General features: G+C 55.0%; 20 protein-coding genes. 6 read left to right on the top strand and 14 right to left on the bottom strand.

Features of this window, described 5'->3' with window-relative positions; all coding sequences use genetic code 11:
- Positions 1–18 precede the first annotated feature (18 nt).
- Entirely contained in the window at positions 19–687 is a 669-nt protein-coding gene (locus APA10_RS13100) for an ankyrin repeat domain-containing protein (protein WP_035365470.1), read from the top strand.
- A gap of 60 nt (positions 688–747) precedes the next feature.
- On the opposite strand, the gene APA10_RS13095 is transcribed toward APA10_RS13100, so the two are convergent.
- The 3 genes from APA10_RS13095 to APA10_RS13085 form a co-directional block, all read right to left on the bottom strand.
- On the bottom strand, positions 748–1,851 hold the full coding sequence (locus APA10_RS13095; protein WP_003622780.1) for a site-specific DNA-methyltransferase: 1,104 nt from the start codon (positions 1,849–1,851) through the stop codon (positions 748–750).
- A complete protein-coding gene (locus APA10_RS13090; RefSeq protein ID WP_012812774.1) occupies positions 1,848–2,495 on the bottom strand; it encodes a ribonuclease HII in 648 nt (215 codons plus the stop codon). The genes APA10_RS13095 and APA10_RS13090 overlap by 4 nt, the downstream gene beginning before the upstream one ends.
- Before the next feature lie 110 nt (positions 2,496–2,605).
- Entirely contained in the window at positions 2,606–2,911 is a 306-nt protein-coding gene (locus tag APA10_RS13085; RefSeq protein WP_003628207.1) for a CsbD family protein, read from the bottom strand.
- Between the two features lie 112 nt (positions 2,912–3,023).
- Here APA10_RS13085 and APA10_RS13080 point away from each other — a divergent pair, with 112 nt between their 5' ends.
- From APA10_RS13080 to APA10_RS13060, 5 genes are all read left to right on the top strand, one after another.
- Positions 3,024–4,418 carry an MFS transporter gene (locus tag APA10_RS13080; RefSeq protein WP_003628208.1) on the top strand — a complete coding sequence of 465 codons (1,395 nt, stop codon included), beginning with the start codon at positions 3,024–3,026 and terminating at the stop codon, positions 4,416–4,418.
- Positions 4,419–4,593: 175 nt separating this feature from the next.
- A complete protein-coding gene (locus tag APA10_RS13075; protein ID WP_003622774.1) occupies positions 4,594–5,829 on the top strand; it encodes an efflux RND transporter periplasmic adaptor subunit in 1,236 nt (411 codons plus the stop codon).
- The gene (locus APA10_RS13070) at positions 5,826–9,017 is read left to right on the top strand and encodes an efflux RND transporter permease subunit (RefSeq protein ID WP_003622771.1); all 3,192 of its coding nucleotides are present in this window, start codon (positions 5,826–5,828) and stop codon (positions 9,015–9,017) included. Before APA10_RS13075 ends, APA10_RS13070 begins: the two co-directional genes overlap by 4 nt.
- Positions 9,014–12,322 carry an efflux RND transporter permease subunit gene (locus APA10_RS13065; protein WP_035367811.1) on the top strand — a complete coding sequence of 1,103 codons (3,309 nt, stop codon included), beginning with the start codon at positions 9,014–9,016 and terminating at the stop codon, positions 12,320–12,322. The genes APA10_RS13070 and APA10_RS13065 overlap by 4 nt, the downstream gene beginning before the upstream one ends.
- Positions 12,322–13,887, top strand: a complete 1,566-nt coding sequence (locus APA10_RS13060; RefSeq protein ID WP_003622766.1) for an efflux transporter outer membrane subunit — start codon at positions 12,322–12,324, stop codon at positions 13,885–13,887. Before APA10_RS13065 ends, APA10_RS13060 begins: the two co-directional genes overlap by 1 nt.
- A gap of 85 nt (positions 13,888–13,972) precedes the next feature.
- Here APA10_RS13060 and APA10_RS14805 read toward each other — a convergent pair whose 3' ends face one another.
- From APA10_RS14805 to secY, 11 genes are all read right to left on the bottom strand, one after another.
- Positions 13,973–14,149 carry a DUF1328 domain-containing protein gene (locus tag APA10_RS14805; protein WP_003622765.1) on the bottom strand — a complete coding sequence of 59 codons (177 nt, stop codon included), beginning with the start codon at positions 14,147–14,149 and terminating at the stop codon, positions 13,973–13,975.
- A 64-nt stretch (positions 14,150–14,213) separates the two neighbouring features.
- Positions 14,214–14,447 carry a hypothetical protein gene (locus tag APA10_RS13050; protein WP_003622764.1) on the bottom strand — a complete coding sequence of 78 codons (234 nt, stop codon included), beginning with the start codon at positions 14,445–14,447 and terminating at the stop codon, positions 14,214–14,216.
- An 83-nt stretch (positions 14,448–14,530) separates the two neighbouring features.
- Positions 14,531–15,349, bottom strand: a complete 819-nt coding sequence (locus tag APA10_RS13045) for an ABC transporter ATP-binding protein (RefSeq protein WP_080587182.1) — start codon at positions 15,347–15,349, stop codon at positions 14,531–14,533.
- Positions 15,337–16,101 (bottom strand): ABC transporter permease, encoded by a 765-nt coding sequence (locus tag APA10_RS13040; protein WP_003628212.1) that lies wholly within the window; start codon positions 16,099–16,101, stop codon positions 15,337–15,339. Before APA10_RS13040 ends, APA10_RS13045 begins: the two co-directional genes overlap by 13 nt.
- Complete coding sequence (locus tag APA10_RS13035; protein ID WP_003628213.1) at positions 16,098–17,159, bottom strand: ABC transporter substrate-binding protein; 1,062 nt, start codon at positions 17,157–17,159, stop codon at positions 16,098–16,100. Before APA10_RS13035 ends, APA10_RS13040 begins: the two co-directional genes overlap by 4 nt.
- Before the next feature lie 174 nt (positions 17,160–17,333).
- Positions 17,334–17,759: a 50S ribosomal protein L17 gene (gene rplQ, locus APA10_RS13030; RefSeq protein WP_012812772.1), complete on the bottom strand. Its 426-nt coding sequence runs from the start codon at positions 17,757–17,759 to the stop codon at positions 17,334–17,336.
- Between the two features lie 34 nt (positions 17,760–17,793).
- Positions 17,794–18,813 (bottom strand): DNA-directed RNA polymerase subunit alpha, encoded by a 1,020-nt coding sequence (locus tag APA10_RS13025; protein WP_003622752.1) that lies wholly within the window; start codon positions 18,811–18,813, stop codon positions 17,794–17,796.
- A 109-nt stretch (positions 18,814–18,922) separates the two neighbouring features.
- Positions 18,923–19,315 (bottom strand): 30S ribosomal protein S11, encoded by a 393-nt coding sequence (gene rpsK / locus APA10_RS13020; protein WP_003622750.1) that lies wholly within the window; start codon positions 19,313–19,315, stop codon positions 18,923–18,925.
- Positions 19,316–19,381: 66 nt separating this feature from the next.
- On the bottom strand, positions 19,382–19,759 hold the full coding sequence (gene rpsM / locus APA10_RS13015) for a 30S ribosomal protein S13 (RefSeq protein ID WP_003622748.1): 378 nt from the start codon (positions 19,757–19,759) through the stop codon (positions 19,382–19,384).
- 113 nt (positions 19,760–19,872) lie between these two features.
- Complete coding sequence (locus APA10_RS13010) at positions 19,873–20,541, bottom strand: adenylate kinase (RefSeq protein WP_003628214.1); 669 nt, start codon at positions 20,539–20,541, stop codon at positions 19,873–19,875.
- Positions 20,538–21,896, bottom strand: a complete 1,359-nt coding sequence (secY, locus tag APA10_RS13005; RefSeq protein ID WP_003628215.1) for a preprotein translocase subunit SecY — start codon at positions 21,894–21,896, stop codon at positions 20,538–20,540. Before secY ends, APA10_RS13010 begins: the two co-directional genes overlap by 4 nt.
- Positions 21,897–22,029: the final 133 nt, after the last annotated feature.

The raw sequence follows: 22,029 nt of genomic DNA, 5'->3' as shown, positions 1-22,029 counted from the left end.
GCAGGGAAAGAGTGGGGTGTGCGGTCTCTCCACTTTCACACCATTATGCGGTGTGATAGCATGACGCATACGTGTAATGATGGACAGACAATGACCCGTTTCTGCCGCCTTGCTTCTTCTGCCATGCTTATGGGCAGTTTTGCCTGCTTTGCCACCACTCCTGTCTGGGCGCAGGCACAAGGGGGCGATGAAGCTGCCGCAGCGGAAGACGCCAAAAAGGCGGAAGACGCACAAGCTGCCAAACGGGCAGCCCCGCCTACCAATATTCCCGGTGCATCAGGCCTGGATGAAGATGACGGGGATAAATCCAACAAGGATGTGGAGCCCACAGCCGCTCTGTTTGATGCCATCAACCGTGGCAGTATTTCTGCCGCAAAAGATGCCATTAACCGTGGGGCAGATCTGAACGGGCATAATATTCTGGGTCAGACACCGCTGGATATGTCTATCGACCTCAACCGAAACCCCATTACCTTCCTGCTGCTTTCCCTCCGCACACCGGCTGATAACCCGCGTTCTTACGGTGGGAGCATGGATGACGGTGGTTCGGAACCTGTTGTTTCTGGCGGCATCAACACTGCCCGTTATGAGCAGGAAGAACAGAAGCGTGTTCAAGAACGGCGCTATGATAGCACAGGCGGTACAGCACAGCCTTCTGTTGGCTTTCTGGGCTTTGGTGGCAGCTAAAAAGCTGCCCTTTCCCATCTGTTTTTAAAGTATTTTCTTGATTGCCAAAAAGAAGCGCAGTTAAGCCTGCGCTGTTTTCTGGAGCGTTTCCTGCCGCAGCACATCAAGCTGCAACAGTTCCCCCGCCCGTTCAAAATGCCAGAATGTCCAGCCATTGCAGGATGGGGCGTTTGTAAGCTGCGCACCCAGTTTGTGGATAGAGCCGCGCTTGGTGCCATTTACCAGCGTGCCATCGGGTGAAACTGTGGCATGCACACGGCGTTTCTTGTCACACACCACTGTACCAGCAGCAATGACACCCTGCTCCACCAAGGAACCAAAAGGAATACGCGGGGCTTCGCGCTTATCCTGCGTGGTCTGCACAGCATCGGCTTCCAGCGGCGTTTCAGCAGCCACACGCGCCATTGCAGCTTCTACGTAATCCGGGTGGCGTTCAATACCAATGAAGTGCCGCCGCAAACGGCGCGCCATGGCAGCCGTGGTGCCTGTGCCGGAGAATGGGTCCAGAATAACATCGTTTACCGTGGTGGAGGCCAGCAGCACACGGTGCAGCAGACTTTCCGGCTTTTGGGTGGGATGCAGCTTCAGGCCGTGCTCATTCCGCAGGCGTTCATTGCCTGTGCACAAGGGTAGATACCAGTCTGAGCGCATCTGCACATCATCATTCAGTGCCTTCATGGCCTGATAGTTGAAGCGGTAGCGGCTATCCTGCCCACGGGCGGCCCAGATGAGGGTTTCATGCGCGTTGGTAAAACGCCGCCCGCGGAAATTGGGCATGGGGTTGGATTTACGCCACACAATGTCATTCAGAATCCAGAAGCCCAGATCCTGCAAAATGGCGCCAATGCGGTAGATGTTGTGGTAGGAGCCAATCACCCAGATTGTGCCATCCTTGTGCAGCACGCGGCGGGCTTCTGCCAACCATGCACGGGTAAAGCGGTCATATTCTTCCAGATCGGAGAATTTGTCCCAATCATCATCCACGCCATCCACCAGCGTATCATCCGGGCGACGCAGCTCTCCACGCAACTGGAGGTTGTATGGCGGATCTGCAAACACGCAATCCACAGAGCCAGAAGGCAGGGACCGCATGGTTTCCACACATTCACCACGGAGGATCTGATCAAGAGGGAGTTCCATGGATGCTGATTTTGCGCCGCTCATACCTGCTTCTCCGCCGAATAATGTTCTTCTAGCTGCCGGCGCACTGTGCCGAACGTCTTTCTGTGGTGCGGTGTAATGCCCACGCTGATCAGCGCCTTGCGATGAACAGCCGTGCCGTAGCCCGCGTTTTTCTCCCAGCCGTAATCAGGCCAGCGCGCATCCAGCCGGGCCATGGCGCGATCACGCACCACCTTGGCCACAATAGATGCCGCGGCAATAGACAGGCTCACCCTGTCTCCACCCACAATGGCCTGTGCATCGCAACCAAAATCCGGCAGCTTGTTACCATCCACCAGCACGTGGTCTGGCAGGCGCGGCAGGCGGCCGACCGCCCTCTGCATGGCCAGATGGGCTGCATGGTGGATGTTCAGCTTATCGATTTCCGCAGTGGACGCCGCCCCAATGCCGATTTCAATACCCGGCACCTGAGGCAGGCGTTCTGCTATGGCTTCGCGCACAGCTGGTTTTAATTTTTTGGAATCATCAATAACGGCGGCAAGATCAGCAGGTACACCAGCGCCAAACACCACTGCGGCAGCAACCACGGGGCCTGCCAGCGGGCCACGGCCCACTTCATCCACCCCGGCCACTCGGCCACCCAGCTGCTGCTCCCGCGTAAAGTCCGGCATTGCCCCTCTTTCCATCCATTTGATGCGACTCGGCTAAATTAACCGAGTCGCATCAACTGCGACTCCGCAGGGAAGGAGAAGCATTTTTTTACCTAGGAGCGCAAGAGTCCCGGTAAACTAATTTTTCAAGAACGCTTGCGGCGGGGGAAGATCAGCCAGCCCAGAACAAGGCCGATAGCAGATACAATACCCAATGAAAGCAGGGGTTTATCACGCACAAAGGTAGCTGCTTTTTCCAGCACGCCTTCACCTTCTTCATACAGGTCTGCAAAATCCTGCTGCATGTGGCCAGCAAACTGATCGAACTTGCCTTCGGCCTGCATGCCAATGTTGCCTGTCAGACCGCCCACGGCATCTTTAACATGGCCTTTGGCATCTGTTGCTGCGCCTTCAACCTTGCTTTCAACATTTTTGATTTTATCTTCAGCCATGACTTTTTCCTTAAACTTTGAGTGCAATCCTGCCCGCCTGCTTGCCGTAACAAAACAGTGCCTACAGGATCATAGGTTGCATCAGACCGCAAAAACACGTTTCTGACTAGGCATGCCACGCCCGACCAAAGCGCAGTTCACCGCCCTGATCGTTGCCTCCATGATGTTTATGGAACAGCTTGATGGCACCATTCTGGCAACAGCTCTGCCTTCTATCGCTAACAGTTTACACGTTGATACAGTTGCAACCTCTGTTGCACTCACATCGTATATTATTGGTCTGGCCATTTTCATACCGGCTTCCGGCGCGTTAGCAGACAGGCTGGGCAGCCGCTCCGTGCTGATGGTGGCCATCTGCATTTTTGTCACCAGCTCCCTGCTTTGCGCGCAGGCAAACTCCCTGCCCTTTCTAGCCTGCATGCGCACGCTACAAGGTATTGGCGGTGCCCTTATGGTGCCCATAGGGCGGCTGGTGATTATCCGCAGCACACCGCGTGATCAGCTTGTACGCACCATGACATGGATGATGCTGCCCGCCACACTTGGCCCTTTGCTTGGGCCGGTGGTGGGCGGGTTTATCACCACATGGTTTTCGTGGCGGTGGAATTTTTACCTCAACATTCCCATCGGGCTGATTGGGCTAGGGCTTACGTGGCGCTTCATTCCACAAATTTATGAACCCTCACCACCACCGTTTGATTTGAAAGGCATGGTGTTGGCCGGTGGCGGGTTGGCTCTGCTTTCTGTTTTTGCAGAACTGTTCAGCCACGCAGAAGGCTCGGTTACCCTGCGCCTGATTATGTTGGGTGCAGGCAGCCTTCTGATGGCCATTTACTGCATCCACGCCTTTCGCGTTCCTGCGCCGTTGCTGGACTTCCGGCTGATGCGTATTTCCACCTTCCGGATTTCTGTTTTTGCGGGTGCAGCCTCACGCGTGGCCGTGGGGTCTCTCCCTTTTCTTATGCCGTCTTTCCTGCAAATCGGCATGGGGCTGAATGCCGAGCAAAGCGGGCTGGTAACATTTACTGCACCCATTGGTGCGTTAATAACGCGCCCCTTTGTGCCAGCCATTCTCAAGCGCTGGGGCTTCCGCAGAGTGCTCATGTTTAACGGTGTTTCAGCGGCTGTTGTTTTTACGCTGGTGGCCAGCTTTCGGCTACCACATGCGCTGTGGCTTTTCTCGCTTATTCTGGCATGTGCCGGGGCTGCGCAAGCAATCCAGTTTTCTGCCTACAACACCATTGCCTATGCGGATGTGCCAGCAAGCAACATGAGTGCGGCAACCAGCCTGTATTCCACCATGCAGCAGATCATGCTTTCGGCTGGCATATGTATTGCTGCGGGCACGCTTACGGTGCTGGGGCAAATATATGGCCACACAACACCCACTTTGGGTGATTTTTCCGCCGGTTTTCTGGCAACCGGGGCTGTATCTCTGCTGGCAGTGCCTTTTGCGGCACGCCTTGCGCCTTCTGCCGGGGCTTCCATGAGCGGCAACAGGCGCTAAAAAAACGTAACAAGCCCTTCCCATATCCATGTGGTACGTTTTACGGTGAAAGCAGGATTTTCTGCTTTCCGGCACATATCAATTTCTTCAGATGGATTATAAAACCTTATTCTGGCCTTTATTTTCCTGTCTGAACCAACATTCCTTATTTTTCAGGTAATACGCAGCGCGCCACATGGATGAACATCAGCCAGCCTCTCCCGCTTCTCCGTCTTCACCATCTCCGCGCCCTCCCCGTAAAAAACGGATGTTACTTGCAGGCATAGCTCTGGCAGGCGCGTGCGTATTGGCCTTTGCCTTTTTGCGCCCGCATGGAGACACCAGCAGCGGAACGCATAAAAAAGGCAAACACCATACTGCGGATGCCTCGCAAGCGCAGCCTGTGGCCGTGCAAACAGTGCATAGTGGCTCCATGCCTGTGGTGTTTACTGAACTGGGCACGGTAGTTCCCATTACCAACGTAACCGTGCAGACCCGCGTGGAAGGCTACCTGATGAACGTGCTGTTTACGGAAGGACAGCACGTGCACAAAGGTGATTTGCTAGCGCTGATAGACACCCGCCCCTATGAGGTGCTGTTGGCTCAGTATGAAGGCCAGCTTGCAGCAGATAAGGCCCAGCTTGCACAGGCCCGTGTTGATAGCGCGCGTTACCAGCGCCTGATCCGGCAGGACAGTATTGATGCCAAAACCGCCAAGGATCAGCAGTTTGTTGTGCAGCAGTTGGAAGGCACGGTAAAATCCGATCAGGCACTGGTAGATAACCAGAAACTCCAGATTACCTACTGCCATATTATTGCGCCTGTAGATGGCCGCATTGGCATCCGCGCCGTGGATAAAGGCAATTACGTAACCGCGGGCCAATCTGGCGGGCTGGCTATTCTTACGCAAATGCAGCCTATTTCCGTTATCTTCACCCTGCCGCAGGATCAGCTACCAGAAGTGGCGGAGGAACTGCGCACCCAGAAGTCTCTTTCCGTAGAGGCATGGAACAGTTCCAACACGCAAAAAATTGCTGATGGCACCGTCAGCACGTTGGATAGTGAAATAGATACCTCCACCGGCACCGTGCGTCTGCGTGCCATCTTCCCCAATACGGACGAGCACCTGTTCCCCAACCAGTTTGTAAATGCCCGTCTGTTGGTCAAAACACTTAACAACGTGCTGCTACTGCCCACTACAGCAGTGCAAACTGGCCCCACCGGCCAGTTTGTTTACGTTGTAAAGGCCGATAACACTGTTGAGGTGCGGCCCGTTACCACCGGCACATCAGATGGCAACAACATTGTTGTGCCCACTGGCCTGAAAGATGGTGACAGAGTGGTAACAGATGGCACAGACCATCTGCGCGCCGGCATTAAAGTCACCATTCCTGCACAAACCACTCCAGCATCGGATCACGCGGCAAAGTGAACCCCTCAGCCCTTTTTATTCGCAGGCCGGTTGCCACTACTCTGCTTATGCTGGCCATTTTTATGGCTGGCCTGCTGGGCTACCATTTTCTGCCCGTTTCTGCCCTGCCTCAGGTAGATTATCCAACCATTACGGTTGAAACATTCTACCCCGGCGCCGGGCCGGATGTGATGTCCACCTCCGTAACTGCGCCGCTGGAAACCCAGTTCGGCCAGATGCCGGGGCTGGACCAGATGACATCCCGCTCATCTGGTGGGGCATCGGTTATTACCCTGCGCTTTGCGCTGGATACATCCATTGATGTGGCGGAGCAGGAAGTTCAGGCGGCCATCAACCAGGCCAACTCCCTGCTGCCAACAGATCTGCCAGCCCCTCCGGTTTACGCCAAGGTAAACCCGGCCGATACACCTGTGCTGACGCTGGGCATTACATCCTCCACCATTCCGCTGCCTGAAGTGGAAGACTACGTGGATACGCGTCTGGCGCAAAAGATCAGCCAGATTTCCGGCGTGGGGTTGGTGACGCTTTCTGGCGGCAACCGCAAGGCCATTCGGGTGCGGGTGAACATTCCCAAGCTCACATCCTACGGGATGGATCTGGACACGTTACGCACCACCATTGGCAACGTGAACGTAAACTCCCCTACCGGTACGTTTGATGGCCCGCAAAAGGCCGCCACGTTGCAGGTGGATGGGCAGATTACCAGCGCAGATGTGCTGCTTAATCAGGTTATCGCCTACCAGAACAGCGGGCCCATCCGCCTACGTGATGTAGCAACTGTGGTTGTGGGCGCAGAAAACACACAGCTTGCGGCGTGGTCCAACCTGACGCCTGCGCTTATCATGAACGTGCAGCGTCAGCCCGGCGCCAACGTGATTTCCGTGGTGGACAACGTAAAGGCCACCCTGCCTGCCCTGCGGGAAACGCTGCCTCCGGGCATTGATATTACCCCGCTGACAGACCGCACAACCACCATCCGCGCTTCTGTTTCCGATGTGCAGGGTGAACTGTTTTTATCCCTTGCGTTGGTTGTGGCGGTTATTTTTGTGTTCCTGCGCAATATCCCCGCCACCATTATTCCCAGCCTGTCTGTGCCGCTTTCCATTATCGGCACGCTGGCAGTGATGTATCTGCTGGATTTCTCGCTGGATAATCTGTCTCTCATGGCCCTGACCATCGCCACCGGCTTTGTGGTGGATGATGCCATTGTCATGATCGAGAACATCTCCCGCTATGTGGAAGCAGGAGAAGACCGGATGACAGCCGCCCTGAAAGGGGCCGGGGAAATTGGCTTTACCATTATCTCGCTCACAATCTCGCTGATTGCGGTGCTGATTCCGCTGCTGTTCATGGGCGATGTGGTGGGCCGCCTGTTTCATGAATTTGCGCTTACGCTGGCTGTGACCATCATTCTGTCTGCTGTGGTCTCGCTTACGCTGGTGCCGATGATGTGTGCGCGCATTCTTTCCGAACGTGTGCATGATGCCAGTTCGGCCACCACGGCATTCCAGCGCTGGTCTGCCCGGATGGAAGACTACACGGAAAAGCTGATTGCCGGGTATGACCGCATACTGGATGTGGTGCTAGCCCACCGTGTGCTCACCCTATGCGTGGCCGTGGGCACACTGGTGCTTACGGGTGTGCTGGCGTGGGTTATCCCCAAAGGGTTCTTTCCCGCGCAGGATACAGGGGTTATTCAGGGCATCTCCGTTGCTTCGCAAACCATCTCTTTTGAGAGCATGAAGGAGCATCAGCAGGAACTGGCCAAAGTGCTGCTGAAAGACCCTGATGTGGTTTCGCTGTCTTCCTTTATCGGGGTGGATGGGCAGAACGCCACACTCAATCAGGGCCGGTTCCTCATCAACCTCAAACCGCATGATGACCGCACAAGCACTGCCGCACAGATTGCCCGCCGACTGGCAGATGAAACCGCACAGGTCGCCGGTATCAAACTGTATATGCAGCCTATTCAGGATCTTTCTCTGGATACAACGGTTACGGCCACGCAATACCAGTTCCTGCTGGAAAACCCAGAATACAGCGCCTTTGAAACATGGGTGCCAAAACTACTGGACCGCCTGAAGCAGGAACCTGCGCTTTCTGATGTGACATCGGATTTGCAGGCATCCGGGCTGGTGGCAAAGGTTACGCTGGATAGAGCCACCGGTGCGCGTTATTCCATTACGCCGCAAACCGTTGATAACGTGCTGTATGACAGCTTTGGCCAGCGGCAGATTTCCACCATCTATACGCAGTCCAACCAGTATCGCGTTATTCTGGAAGCAGACCCGCAGTTTCAGACCAACCTGACCTCACTCTCCCAGCTTTACCTACCGGGTATTAGCGGCAATTCGGGGGAAAGTGTTTCTGGCCCCACGCGTTCGCCTACCTCCGGGCTGGTGCCACTGGCTGCCGTTACCACCGTTACGCAGGAAACAGCTCCCCTGCTGCTCACGCATTTTGGGCAGTTCCCGGCCACCACCATTTCCTTCAATCTGAGCGATGGTTACGCGCTGGGGGATGCCACAGCCGCCATCCGCAAGGTGGAAAAGGAAATAGGTCTGCCCTCGGCTTTCCAGACATCGTTCCAAGGCACGGCGGCGGCGTTTGAAGGCTCGCTCAGTAACGAGCTGTTCCTTGTGGCTGCGGCGCTGATAGCTGTGTACATCGTGCTGGGCATTCTGTACGAAAGCTTTGTGCACCCGGTTACCATTCTGTCCACCCTGCCCTCCGCCGCCATTGGTGCGCTGCTTACGCTGATGATTGCGGGCGTGGATCTGGATATTATGGGCATTATCGGCATTGTGCTGCTGATTGGTATTGTAAAGAAAAACGCCATCATGATGATCGACTTCGCGCTGGAAGCCGAACGTGTGCATGGCATGGACTCCCTGCAATCCATCCGCACCGCCGCCACACTGCGTTTTCGCCCTATTTTAATGACAACCCTTGCCGCCATGCTGGGCGCGGTGCCTATGGTCATCTCACACGGCACAGGCTCGGAACTGCGTTACCCACTGGGGCTGAGCATTATTGGCGGGCTGGCACTTTCCCAGTTGCTTACGCTGTTCACCACGCCGGTTATCTATCTGGCGCTGGATACGCTTGCCCATAAGTTCAATGCCATGCGGCATCGGCACAGCCAGCCTTCTGCCCCACCTCCGGCTGATGGACATTCCGCGCCATGAGCATAAGCCGGCTGTTTATTGACCGGCCCGTGGCCACCATTCTGCTTACGGTGGCCATGTTGCTGGGGGGCATTCTGGGCTACCGCACCCTGCCGGTATCTGACCTGCCGAATGTGGATTTTCCGGTCATTATGGTGCAGGCCACGCAGGCCGGTGGCAGCCCGGAAGAAATTGCCAGTTCCGTAGCGGCCCCGTTGGAACGGCATCTGGGCCAGATTGCGGATGTGACGGAAATGACGTCACAGTCCTCGCAGAACACTACGCGCATCATGCTGCAATTTTCCCTCTCGCGCGATATCAACGGCGCTGCGCGAGATGTGGAGGCCGCCCTTCAGGCTGCCCATGCAGATATGCCTTCCTCCCTGCGGCAAAACCCGACGTACCGTAAAGCCAACCCCAACGGCGCGCCCATTCTGATCTTAACCCTGACATCAGATACACATACGCGCCCGCAGCTTTATGATTATGCCACCAACGTGCTGGTGCAGCACCTTTCCTCCGTAGCAGGTGTTGGTCAGGTAGAAATCAGCGGGAGTGCGCTGCCAGCTATCCGTGCGGAAATAAACCCCCTGCCGCTTTACCGTTACGGCATCAGCTTTGAAGACGTGCGCGCAGCCCTGGCCTCGGCCAATGCCCATACCCCCAAAGGTATTATTGACCAAGGCGGCATGCGCTTTACGCTGGACACGAATGATCAGGTCAGCAAGGCGCAGGATTATCGGGATCTGATTATTGCATGGCGCAATAGCCGGCCCGTGCGGTTGGCCGATATTGCCCAAGTGCGTGACAGCGTGGAAGACCTGCGCAACGCCGGGTACTATAACGGACAGGACTCAGTTATTGCCGTTGTGTTCCCGCAGGCCGGGGCCAACGTGATCCACACGGTGGATCAAATCAACGCCAAACTGCCCATGCTCAAGGTCGCCCTGCCCGGTGGGGTGGATTTGCATGTGGGGCTTGATCGCTCCCTTACCATCCGTGCCTCTTTGGCGGATACACAGCTTACGCTGGTTATTTCCGTGGTGCTGGTTGTGCTGATGGTGCTGCTGTTCCTGCACTCTGTCAGAATGACGCTTATTCCCGCCATTGTGGTGCCTGCGTCCATTGTGGCCACGTTTGGGGTGATGGCGCTGTTTGGCTATTCGCTGGACAACATGTCCCTTATGGCGCTTACGGTTTCCACCGGCTTTGTGGTGGATGATGCCATTGTGGTGGTGGAAAACATTGCCCGCTACATAGAGCAAGGCCTTGCCCCGCGAGAGGCTGCCATAAAAGGCAGTGGCGAGGTAGCGTTTACCGTTTTCTCCATTTCCATTTCGCTCATTGCGGTTTTTCTGCCCATTCTGCTGATGGGTGGCCTTGCGGGCCGGTTGTTCCACGAATTCGCCATGACGGTCAGCATCACCATCATTATTTCCATGGTGCTGTCTCTCACCCTTACGCCCATGATGGCCGCTTACCTGCTGGCCCCACGTGCCCCCGCGCTTGAAACACAGGAACACCCTCCGCTTTCTGCCCGCGTGGCAGCACGCATTACGCGTGCGCTGGATAAACTGCAGGCTGGATATGCGTATTCACTGGATGTAGCGCTGCGGCATAACAAGCTTGTGCTGCTAAGCCTGCCTTTTACGCTGGCACTGATTGTGGCGCTGTTTATTCTTATGCCCAAAGGCTTCTTCCCGGTGGAAGATACGGGCCTGTTGATGGGGCATTTGCAGGGCGATCAATCCATCTCTTTTGGCGCACTCAGCAAAAAGCTGGCAGATGTGCAAAAGGCCATTCTGGCGGAACCGGAGGTGCAAAGTGTTTCCTCCTTTATCGGCGGCCGAGGTTCCTCCAACCAAGCCAATCTGTTCCTACAATTGCAGGACAAAAGTAAGCGCTCGGATACACCAACAGACCTTATCAACCGTATCAGCAAGCGGCTGAGCAAGCTGGTGGGGGCTGATTTCTTTTTAATGGAACCCGGCGCCGTACGTGCGGGTGCCCGGCAGAGCAATGCCGCCTACCAATATACATTGGAGGGTGAAAACGCCTCCGAGCTTTATACATGGACTGAAAAACTACTGAGCGAGCTCCGCCATCACACGGAACTGACAGATCTTTCATCCGACGTGCAGCAGGGCGGTTCCGCCATGAGCGTGGATATAGACCGTGATACCTCCGCACGTGTCAGCATCACGCCTCAGTTGCTTTCCAACACGCTGTATGATGCCTTCGGCCAGCGTGCGGCCTCTGTCATCTACAACAGGCTCAATCAGTATCGTGTGGTTATGGAAGCCGATCCGGTACTGTGGTCCAACCCCCATAGCCTGATGCAGGTATGGGTGAGTGTGGCCGGTGGCACAGCAGGTGGTGGCACACAATCCAACACCATACGCGTGCGCAACACGACCGGGCTGGATGCAGCGGGCAGTAGTTCGGCATCCTCCCTGAGTTCGGAATCCTTCAAAAACCAGATTGCCAACGCACTGGCCGGAGGTGCCGGGGCTTCCAACGGGTCTGCTGTCAGCACATCATCAGAAAGCATGGTGCCACTTACTCTGGTTTCGCAGATTGTGCAGACACGCACCCCCCTTTCGGTCAACCATCAGGGTATGGCGGTGGCTTCCACCATTTCCTTCAATCTGGCCAAAGGGGTTTCACTCAGCACGGCAACGCAGATTATCAATGCGGCTCAGGTTACGCTGCACATGCCTTCCACCATCCATGGCAGCTTTGCGGGGAATGCCGCACAGTTCCAGAAAGCCGTGAATGATGAGCCCCTGCTGATACTGGCGGCCCTATGCGCCGTGTATATTGTTCTGGGCATTCTGTACGAAAGCTACCTGCACCCGCTCACCATTCTTTCCACCCTGCCTTCCGCAGGTGTGGGCGCGCTGCTGGCGCTGCAACTGGCGGGTGAAGAGTTCTCGCTTATCGCCATGATCGGGGTGATTCTGCTGATTGGCATTGTGAAGAAAAACGCCATCATGCTGGTGGACTTTGCCCTTGTGGCAGAGCGTGAACATGGCATGTCTTCACTTGAGGCCATTCGTACCGCCTGCCTGCTGCGCTTCCGTCCCATTATCATGACATCCGCTGCCGCAGCACTGGGGGCAGCCCCGCTGATGATCACCAATGGCTATGGGGCAGAACTGCGCCACCCATTGGGCATTGCCATTGTGGGTGGGCTGCTCGTCAGCCAGGCCCTTACACTTTACACCACCCCTGTTATTTATCTTACGCTTGATACGTGGCGGCTGCGTGTTCAGAAAATACGCCTGCGCTCCTTCTTTTCTCGCACCTCCCGGCAGGATAGCTGATGGTTTCGCCTTCTTTTTCCAGCATGATGCTCAAACACAAAAAACTGTCTCGCCGCGCAGCCAGCCTTATGGCGCCACTGGTGCTGATGGGCTGCATGGTTGGCCCCAATTACAAGCGGCCCTCCGCCACTATCTCTCCCAAGTTCAAGGAGCTGCAGCCTGCTCCGGGCTGGAACTACGCGCAGCCCAGCCTGGCCGCTATTCCCAAAGGTGCGTGGTGGACACTGTATAATGATCCGTTGTTGAACCAGCTTGAATCTCAGGTTGAAATCAACAACCAGAACGTGGCGCAGTATGAGGCCAGATACCGCAATGCCCGCGCTGCCATTAACGCCATACGGGCTGAACTGTATCCTACCTTAAGCGGGGCCCTCTCCTTCAACCGGCAGAGCTCTGGCCGTGGTTCGCGCTCATCGGGCACGATCATCAATTACGGAGATACAACCTCATCCGTTGCCTCCAACACCACAGAAAACACCTATGCCATGGGCGCTTCGGCATCGTGGGATCTGGATTTGTGGGGCGCTATCCGCCGCCAGATTCAGGCTCAGGTAACCGAGGCTCAGGCTTCTGCGGCGGATCTGGCCAATGCCAAACTCTCCTATCAGGCACAGTTGGCCACAGCCTATTTTAACCTGCGGTATCAGGACAGCCTGCACGATCTGCTACAAAAGAACGTAGATTTTTACGAACGCTCCTACCAGATTACCAAAAACCAGTATGATGCAGGCACGGCAGATCCCACCACCCTGATGCAGGCCAAAACGCAGCTTGAGCAAACCCGCGCCCAAGCCACAGCAACAGATGCCGCGCGTGCTGGGTATGAGCACGCCATTGCCATTTTAATGGGTAAGGCCCCGGCAGATCTTTCCATCCCGCACGGTGCGCTTACGCGGGATATTCCCGCCATTCCCGTTGCTGTGCCCTCCGAACTCTTGCAACGTCGGCCTGATGTTTCTGCTGCAGAACGCAGGATGGAAGAATATAACGCTCAGATTGGCGCGGCCCTTGCCGCCTTTTACCCGGACGTAAAACTGACAGCCAGCTACTCCTACAGTGGTGACCCGGTGGGCGCGCTGGTGCAGGTGGCCAACCGTATTTGGGCGCTTGGTGCTTCCGCCACGGAAACCCTGTTTGAAGGCGGTGCACGTACAGCCGCCGTGCGTGAAGCCGAGACCAATTATAATTACTACGTGGCTGCCTACCGCCAGACAGTGCTGACCGCCCTGCAACAGGTGGAAGATCAGCTTGCCAACCTGCGCGTACTGGCTGATCAGGCCAATCAGCAGGCCGTTGCGGTAGAAGCTGCCAACAAGGCTGTGCAGATTTCCTTCAACCAGTACATGGCTGGCACCCAGATTTACACCACGGTGATTACGGCGGAAGTAACGGCCCTTTCCAACGCGGAAACGGCGCTGCAAATCCAGCAAAGCCGTATTCTGGATTCCGTAACGCTGATTGAGGCTCTTGGTGGTGGGTGGGATGCATCCTCCCTACCCAGCAAAGATTCCATGCAAACAGACAACCCGCTTCTGCCTTCCTTTATTCAGAAGGACAAAAACTAGGGTCTGCGCAGCTCTGCAGCACAAACAAAAACCCCCGGCCTTTTCAGACCGGGGGTTTTTTCATGCTCTAATTATTCCAGAGCGGTTATTTTGTAATGGCGCGCCCAGCCAGCAAGGCCACCACCAGGAAAACAACAAAAAGAATAATTGCAATAAAGAACAGGATTTTTGCCATTCCCGCAGCTGCAGTGGAAATGCCGCCAAAACCGAACAGCCCTGCAATAAGGGAAATAACCAGAAAAAACAGTGCCAGCTTCAGCATGTAATCATCTCCTTCATACTCTCAGGCAGAGTTTTTCTGACTGAAAGACGTCTATCAAAAAACCTCAGCGTCGCCGACGCAGCAGGCCACCAACAATAAAGCTGAAAATCCCCACAACCGGCAGGATCAGGAATGGCCGGTCAATCACCACATCTTTCACTGCTTCTGTTGCAGCGCAACGCTTGCCCGGATTCATTTCATCATAACTGGGGAGCTGGCTGAACAAGCCTTCCGCACCATCCTGAACACGGCCAATACCTTCTTCCAGCGCGTAATCCTTTGTGTTGTCATCGCTCATGCGATGTCTCCCCGTTTTGTTGCATGTGAACGCACGACACCCCGCAAAGGATGCCGTGTTATGTTTATTTATATGCTTTTCAACTAAATTTCAGCAGAACGCCAGTACGGAGCGCCACCGGGGTCTTTTTCCCCCGCAATCATGGCCCGCAAACGGGCGGCATAGGTTCTAAAAACCGTGCTTTCGGGGTTCCGTTCATCCATCGTAATGGCAATTTCACCCGTAATGCCTGCTGGTGGACCACCTGCCAGCACCACCACACGTGTTGCTAGGCGCAAGGCTTCCTCAATATCATGCGTAACAAACAGCACGGTTTTATGTGTTTGCTGCCAGATACGCTGGAGCTCTTCCTGCAGGCTGCTGCGTGTAATGGGGTCCAGCGCGCCAAAAGGCTCATCCATCAACAGCAGATCAGGGTTTACCGTAAAAGCACGGGCAACCCCCACACGCTGGCGCTGGCCGCCGGACATACGGCGCGGCCACCGGTCTGCAGCTTCCTCCAGCCCTACCAGCTTGAGCGCATCCATGGCGCGGGTACGCTTTTCTTCACGCGTCAGGCCCAAGCCTTCCAGCCCGAACTCAACATTTTTCAGCACAGAGCGCCACGGCATAAGCCGCGCATCCTGAAACACCAAGGCACGCCTGCGCCGTTTGGTGCCTGTTTCCTCTGCATCTGTTGTGCAGGCCGAACCTCCTACCGTGCCTTCTGTAGGCTGCATCAACCCCATAAACACGCGCAAAAGCGTGGATTTACCCACACCCGATGGGCCTAAAAGCGCAACAAACTCCCCCTGCTCCAAGGTCAGGCTGACATTGCGCAGTACAAAATTGGCCCCACCATCATGCGAGAGGCCAACATTATCCAAGCTGGCAACGCTATGTTTTGCACTCATGGTTGCCACCTCAGCACGCGCTTTCTTACAAACCCGAACAGAAAATCGGTTACCGCATAAAGCAGCGCCATGGTGAGCATGTAAACAACCACAACATCGGTTGCCAGCAAGCTGGAGGCCTGCATCATTCGCGCACCAATACCGGGAACACCAAACAGTTCCGCCGCCACAACAGACATCCAGCCCTGCCCCAGCCCTGTGCGTAGACCAGACATAAGGCCGGGAGAAGCCGCAGGCAGCACCACTTTGAACAAGCGGCCAAAAAAGCCACCATGCCCAAAAGCGGCTGCCAGTTCATACAACTCCGGGTCTACCCCGCGCACGGCACTATGCGCCGCGTAAAAGTTGATCCAGAAAACTGAAATGGCGATGACAAACGTGGCGCCAGATGTGTTCAGACCAAACCACAAAATGGCAAAAGGCACCCATGCCAAGCCCGGCACAGGCCGCAGCAGCCGGACAATACCTTCCAGCAAGCCATCCACAACGGCCACCATGCCGCACAGAATGCCTAAGCCAGCCCCCAGCACGGAACCAATAAGCAGGCCCAACAGATAATGATGCAGACTATCCAGAATGGCCTGTTGCCAAAAACCCCCGCGCACTTCATCCAGCCAGGCTGGCCCAAGTGAACTGGGAGCAGGCACCATACCAGAAGGCAGCAACCCTGTGCGGATTGCTGCCTCCCACCCTCCAAAAAAGACGATAAGCCCGATAAGACCTAACGCCCATTTTGTTGAAAACGAAACTTTATCCCTCACTGCTGGCTCTGCTTCCACATCTCCAGATCAAACAGGCCATCCACTGGCTCGGCTTTGCGCAAAAGCCCCTGTTCAACCTCAAAATCCTGCAACTGGCGCACGCCTTCTACAATACGCGCAGGATCGCTCACAAAATGCTGGGCAGAGCGCGTAAGGGCTTTCTGCAACACTTCTTCCTTCAGCATACCGCCACCAAGTGCCGTGCGCACAAAAGGAGCGGCTTCATCCGGGTGCTGGGCCACCAAGGTGTTGGCTTTAACAAACAGGCCTGTGAGTGTTTTTGCCCAAGGCACTTCTGTTGGCTTTACAATAGCCAGAACAGAACCCGGCTGATCTGGCAGCATATCATGCCCGGTGGCCAGAATACGTGCATCTGGAATGCGGGTTTTAACAACGGTTAAAGAAGGTTCGCGCAACACAGCGGCATCTACCGCGCCAGCCAGAAAAGCCTGCTGTGCGGCATCAATATCTACACCGGCAATGTTGATAACAGAGGCAGGCTGCGCAATATCAAGGCGTTTTTGCAGCCAGTAACGCAGCATGATATCCGGCACAGAACCGGCTGGCTGTGCAGCAACACGCGGCAGATGGCCCTGCTCCTGCTTGAACTTGGCAAAGCCATCCTTAATGACCTGAGCAGAAAGGCCGCCTTCCTGCCCTTCTGGCACCATTTGCGCCAGTGGACCACGGGCCACCAGCTCCAGTTCTTCAACCGAGCCAGAAGCTACAACCTTAACATCCACACCATGCGCACGGGCCTGCAGCAACGGCAACACACCTGCCACGTAGGCATCAATCCGCCCGGATACCAAGGCCTGAATAGCCTGAGGGCCAGAACCAAAGCGCACAAGCTGCAAGTCTAACCCGGCCTGCTTGGCCCAGCCCTCACCATCCAGAACAAACAGGGCGGATGACCCCAGAACAGGAATATATCCAATACGCACCGGGGTTCCGGCCCGTGCCTGCTGTGTCAGCCCTACAAAAAGCAGGCTGATCACCAGCATGATCCGCAGAAAAACTCGCCTCATAATGCCACCGTGTTTGTTTGCGCCGTTCATTTTGCAATTACTAACGTGCTACAAGGCTATATTGTCAATATAGCAAGTAGAAATGGTGTAAATTTTCCAACCAATTTCACGATATAAAATCGCACCACTAACGGAGTCATAAACGCATAAAAAAAGGCCAGCCCATTTCTGAGCCAGCCTTTTTCTAAAAACCGGATGAGTGGCTTATGCAGCCAGATCCTGCTTTTCTTCTGCTTCCGGACGTGGGCCGCTGTCCTGCCCTTTGGCAGAAACATCGCGATCAACCAGTTCGATAACAGCCATAGGTGCGGCATCGCCATAACGCACGCCAGCACGCAGAACGCGCGTATAACCGCCATTACGAGCCTTGTAGCGTTCTGCAATAGCAGCAAACAGCTTTTTCACGATCACATCATCACGCAGCACGGCAAAAGCCTGACGGCGTGCATGCAGGTCGCCCCGCTTGCCCAGCGTAATCAGCTTTTCAACAACCGGACGCAGTTCCTTAGCTTTAGGCAGCGTGGTGGTGATCTGTTCGTGTTTGATCAGTGCAACAGCCATATTGCGAAACATGGCTGCGCGGTGAGAAGAAGTAACGCCGAGCTTTCTGCCGGCAATCCCGTGACGCATAGTTCAGTTCCTACGTACTGTGTGAAAAGTCAGATCAAAACGGCTCATCAAGCCGCTTTGCCAGCTCTTCAATATTTTCCGGCGGCCAAGCCGGCACATTCATACCCAAGGACAGCCCCATAGAAGTGAGAACTTCCTTGATTTCGTTCAGGGATTTCCGGCCAAAGTTCGGAGTACGGAGCATTTCCTGCTCGCTCTTCTGCACCAGATCCCCAATGTAGATGATGTTGTCGTTCTTCAGGCAGTTTGCACTACGAACAGACAGTTCAAGCTCATCCACCTTACGCAGCAGATTACGGTTGAACGGCAGATCATCTTCAGGCTCTTCAGCCTGCACAGGGCGCGGTTCATCAAAGTTGATGAACAGCTGGAGCTGATCCTGCAGAATACGTGCAGCCAGAGCCACAGCATCTTCAGGCGTTACAGCGCCATTGGTTTCAACCGTCAGCAGCAGCTTATCATAATCGGTCACCTGCCCAACGCGGGTAGGCTCAACTTTATAAGACACGCGCTTTACGGGGGAATAAATTGCATCCACCGGAATCAGGCCAATTGGTGCATCTTCCGGGCGGTTAGCCGCGGCAGGCACATAGCCTTTACCCATGTTTACAATAAATTCCATGCCCAGCTTAACGCCATCGTCCAGCGTGCAGATAACAAGATCGGGGTTCATGATCTCGATATCATGGCCGGTCTGGATCTGACGGGCACGCACTTCGCCGGGGCCTGTGGCCGTCAGCATCATACGCTTTGGCCCTTCGCCATGCATACGCAGTGCCAGCTGCTTGATGTTCAGCACGATGTCCGTGACATCTTCCCGAACGCCTGCAACAGACGAGAACTCATGCAGCACGCCGTCAATCTGCACAGCAGTAACAGCCGCACCCTGAAGCGAGGACAGCAGAACACGCCGCAGCGCATTCCCCAGTGTCATCCCGAACCCGCGTTCCAGAGGTTCTGCAACCACGGTTGCGATGCGTGCTGGCTCCACACCGGATTCGACCTCAAGCTTTTCAGGCTTGATCAGAGATTGCCAGTTTTTCTGAAGGACCAAGGTACCGGCCTTTCAATACGAAAAACCACTGCAATCGCAGCGATTTCTCTGAAGTGGACACAACAACCGGAAGACAGCCTAATTGATAAGCTGCCTTCCTGCTCAGGACTTAGACGCGGCGACGCTTACGCGGGCGGCAGCCATTGTGCGGAACCGGCGTCATATCGCGGATGGAGGTGATGGTGAAACCAACAGCCTGCAAAGCACGCAGTGCGCTTTCACGCCCTGACCCAGGACCGGAAACTTCGATTTCCAGAGTTTCCATACCATGTTCGCGAGCCTTGCGACCTGCGTCTTCCGCCGCAACCTGCGCCGCATAAGGCGTAGATTTCCGAGACCCCTTAAATCCCTGTGCGCCAGCGGAAGACCAAGAAATGGCATTCCCCTGTGCATCAGAGATGGTGATCATGGTGTTGTTGAACGTGGAGAGCACATGCGCCACGCCAGAAATAATGTTCTTACGCTCTTTTTTGCGAATACGCGGAGTTGCGGCTTTCGCCATGTCTTTTCTACCTCAGTCCCTGCCCAGAGCCTGCCGCAGCAGGGTTAGACATCCTAACCAGTTGGATTAGCGCGTTGCTTTTTTCTTGCCTGCAATCGCCACAGCCTTGCCCTTGCGCGTGCGGGCATTGGTGTGTGTGCGCTGACCGTGCACAGGCAGACCGCGACGATGACGCAGACCGCGGTAGCAGCCCAGATCCATCAGACGCTTGATGTTCATTGCGATTTCACGACGCAGATCGCCTTCAACGCGATACTTGCTGTCGATCAGTTCACGCAGCTTCAGGATTTCGTCATCGCTCAGCTCGTTAACCCGCTTTGCTTCCGGAATTTCCAGAGCCTTGCAGATTTCAACAGCCTTAGTTGCGCCAATCCCGTAAATATACTGAAGCCCGATAACAACCCGTTTGTTGGTCGGGACATTCACGCCGGCAATACGTGCCACGCCTTATACTCCTGTTCGCCCGCCTTAACCACGAACGCTCATAGCCCTTGGGGCAGATTTCACTTGGTGGCCGCGAAATATACCGGCCACCGCCACAAGTCAACGAAAACGGATCACTTTTTCGTGATCAGCCCCTCGCTGGCAAGCGCATCTTCGATTTCGCCTGTCACTTCAGAGGCCGACAGCATGCCGTTAATTTTGTGCAGCCGTCCGGTTTTTTCATAAAACGGCAGAATCGGAGCTGTCAGTTTCCGGTACTCTTTCAGCCGTTCAACAACGGTTTCCCGCTTATCATCCGCCCGGCGCTTGAACTCATGGCTGCCGCAAGAATCACAGACCCCATCCACCTTAGGTGGGTTAGAGACCTCGTTGTACGTCTTGCCGCAGTTGCCACACGTAAAGCGACCGGAAATCCGATCTGCCAGAATTTCTTCATCCACATCCAGGAAGAGAACGGTGTCGATCTTCTTCCCATCAGAAGACAGCATGCTGTCCAGCTCTTCAGCCTGCGCCAGCGTGCGCGGAAAACCATCCAGAATAAAACCATTCTGGCAATCTGCCTGCGCAATCCGGCTTTTCAGCATTGCAATAATCAGCTCATCCGGCACCAGTTTCCCGGCGTCCATCAGAGCTTTTGCCTGCTTACCTGTTTCAGATCCCTTGGCCACTTCTGCGCGCAGCATGTCACCTGTAGAAATCTGAATCAGTCCATACCGCTCTTCAAGAAGTTTGGACTGCGTACCTTTTCCCGCGCCGGGAGGGCCCAGAAAAATAATATTCATCGTCTGATGATCCTCTGCTTCCTGCCGCCGCGTGATTTACGCATAAGCCCCTGATACTGGTGCGCCACCAAATGAGACTGAATTTGTGTGACCGTATCAATAGTTACAGACACAATAATAATCAGACTCGTTCCGCCAAAATAGAACGGCACGTTGTAGTGGCTGATCAGGATCTGAGGCAACAGACAGACTGCCACCATATACGCTGCACCAATCGTGGTCAGACGGGTAAGAATTTTATCAAAGTATGACGCCGTAGACGCACCAGGGCGCACACCAGGAATAAACCCACCCTGCTTTCTCAGATTATCGGCTGTTTCCGTCGGGTTGAAAGTAACGGCCGCATAGAAATATGAGAAAAACACGATCATGGCAGCATAGAACAGCATATACAGCGGCTGCCCCTGCCCAAGCTCCTGCCCCAGAAATGAAAGCCAGCCCGGCAGTGATTTGCCATTCATAAAGCCAGCAATCGTAACCGGAATCAGCAGCACTGAAGAGGCAAAAATCGGTGGGATAACGCCCGCCGTATTCACTTTCAGTGGCATATGGGTTGTGTCACCCCCAAACATCCGCTGCCCCATCTGGCGCTTGGGATACTGGATGACAACCCGGCGCTGCGCCTGTTCCATAAACACAATGAACATGATGGTAAGCGCTGCAAGAACCAAGAAAAGCAACACGAAGAACGGCGAAAGTGCACCCGTGTAACCAAGCTGAAAGAGGCTTGCCAGCGCATGCGGCAGGTTGGCCACAATACCAGCAAAGATAATGAGCGAAATGCCATTCCCCACGCCACGCGCGGTAATCTGCTCACCCAGCCACATCAGAAACATGGTTCCGCCAACAAGCGTGGTGACGCATGAAAGCAAAAAGAACATGCCCGGATGAACAACAGCAGCGCCAGCAGCGCTATGCACGTTCTCCAGCCCGACAGCTATCCCATACGCCTGAAACAGCGCGATAAGAACAGTGAGGTAACGTGTGTACTGGTTAAGCTTTTTACGCCCCTGTTCACCTTCCTTCTTGAGAGCCTCAAGAGAAGGCACAGCAGTAGACATAAGCTGCACAATAATAGACGCAGAGATATATGGCATGATGTTCAGTGCGAACACGGTCATACGCCCAAGCGCACCCCCCGTGAACATGTTGAACATGCCCAGAATGCCACCCTGATGCTGCGCCAGAAGCTGCCCCATAACTGTGGCATCTACCCCCGGAACCGGGATGTATGTGCCCAAGCGGTAAACAATCAGCGCACCTAGCGTAAACCAGATTCGCTTCTTCAGTTCTGTCGCTTTGGCAAAAGAGCCGACATTAAAGTTGGCAGCCAGTTGTTCGGCCGCGGAAGCCATGCATCCGTCCTTTCATACAAACAGCGCCACCACGGCTGTGGAGACGCTGGCACAATCGCCTGAAAAATTCAGACAACATTCTGAGAAGGAACAAGAAAGGAGAACAGTGCGAACACTGCTCTCCTTTTTGCAA

The organism is Acetobacter pasteurianus subsp. pasteurianus LMG 1262 = NBRC 106471, assembly GCF_000285275.1.
GTDB classification, from domain to species: Bacteria; Pseudomonadota; Alphaproteobacteria; order Acetobacterales; family Acetobacteraceae; genus Acetobacter; species Acetobacter pasteurianus.
This window is presented reverse-complemented; position numbering and strand designations above follow the sequence as displayed.

Coding starts and splice junctions, on each gene's coding strand:
- APA10_RS13050 (WP_003622764.1), bottom strand. CDS start 14,447: ATGAGCGATGACAACACAAAGGATTACGCGCTGGAAGAAGGTATTGGC.
- APA10_RS13090 (WP_012812774.1), bottom strand. CDS start 2,495: ATGGAAAGAGGGGCAATGCCGGACTTTACGCGGGAGCAGCAGCTGGGT.
- rpsK (WP_003622750.1), bottom strand. CDS start 19,315: ATGGCGAAAGCCGCAACTCCGCGTATTCGCAAAAAAGAGCGTAAGAAC.
- APA10_RS13095 (WP_003622780.1), bottom strand. CDS start 1,851: ATGAGCGGCGCAAAATCAGCATCCATGGAACTCCCTCTTGATCAGATC.
- APA10_RS13035 (WP_003628213.1), bottom strand. CDS start 17,159: ATGAACGGCGCAAACAAACACGGTGGCATTATGAGGCGAGTTTTTCTG.
- APA10_RS13060 (WP_003622766.1), top strand. CDS start 12,322: ATGGTTTCGCCTTCTTTTTCCAGCATGATGCTCAAACACAAAAAACTG.
- APA10_RS13075 (WP_003622774.1), top strand. CDS start 4,594: ATGGATGAACATCAGCCAGCCTCTCCCGCTTCTCCGTCTTCACCATCT.
- APA10_RS13080 (WP_003628208.1), top strand. CDS start 3,024: ATGCCACGCCCGACCAAAGCGCAGTTCACCGCCCTGATCGTTGCCTCC.
- secY (WP_003628215.1), bottom strand. CDS start 21,896: ATGGCTTCCGCGGCCGAACAACTGGCTGCCAACTTTAATGTCGGCTCT.
- APA10_RS13085 (WP_003628207.1), bottom strand. CDS start 2,911: ATGGCTGAAGATAAAATCAAAAATGTTGAAAGCAAGGTTGAAGGCGCA.
- APA10_RS14805 (WP_003622765.1), bottom strand. CDS start 14,149: ATGCTGAAGCTGGCACTGTTTTTTCTGGTTATTTCCCTTATTGCAGGG.
- rplQ (WP_012812772.1), bottom strand. CDS start 17,759: ATGCGTCACGGGATTGCCGGCAGAAAGCTCGGCGTTACTTCTTCTCAC.
- APA10_RS13065 (WP_035367811.1), top strand. CDS start 9,014: ATGAGCATAAGCCGGCTGTTTATTGACCGGCCCGTGGCCACCATTCTG.
- APA10_RS13010 (WP_003628214.1), bottom strand. CDS start 20,541: ATGAATATTATTTTTCTGGGCCCTCCCGGCGCGGGAAAAGGTACGCAG.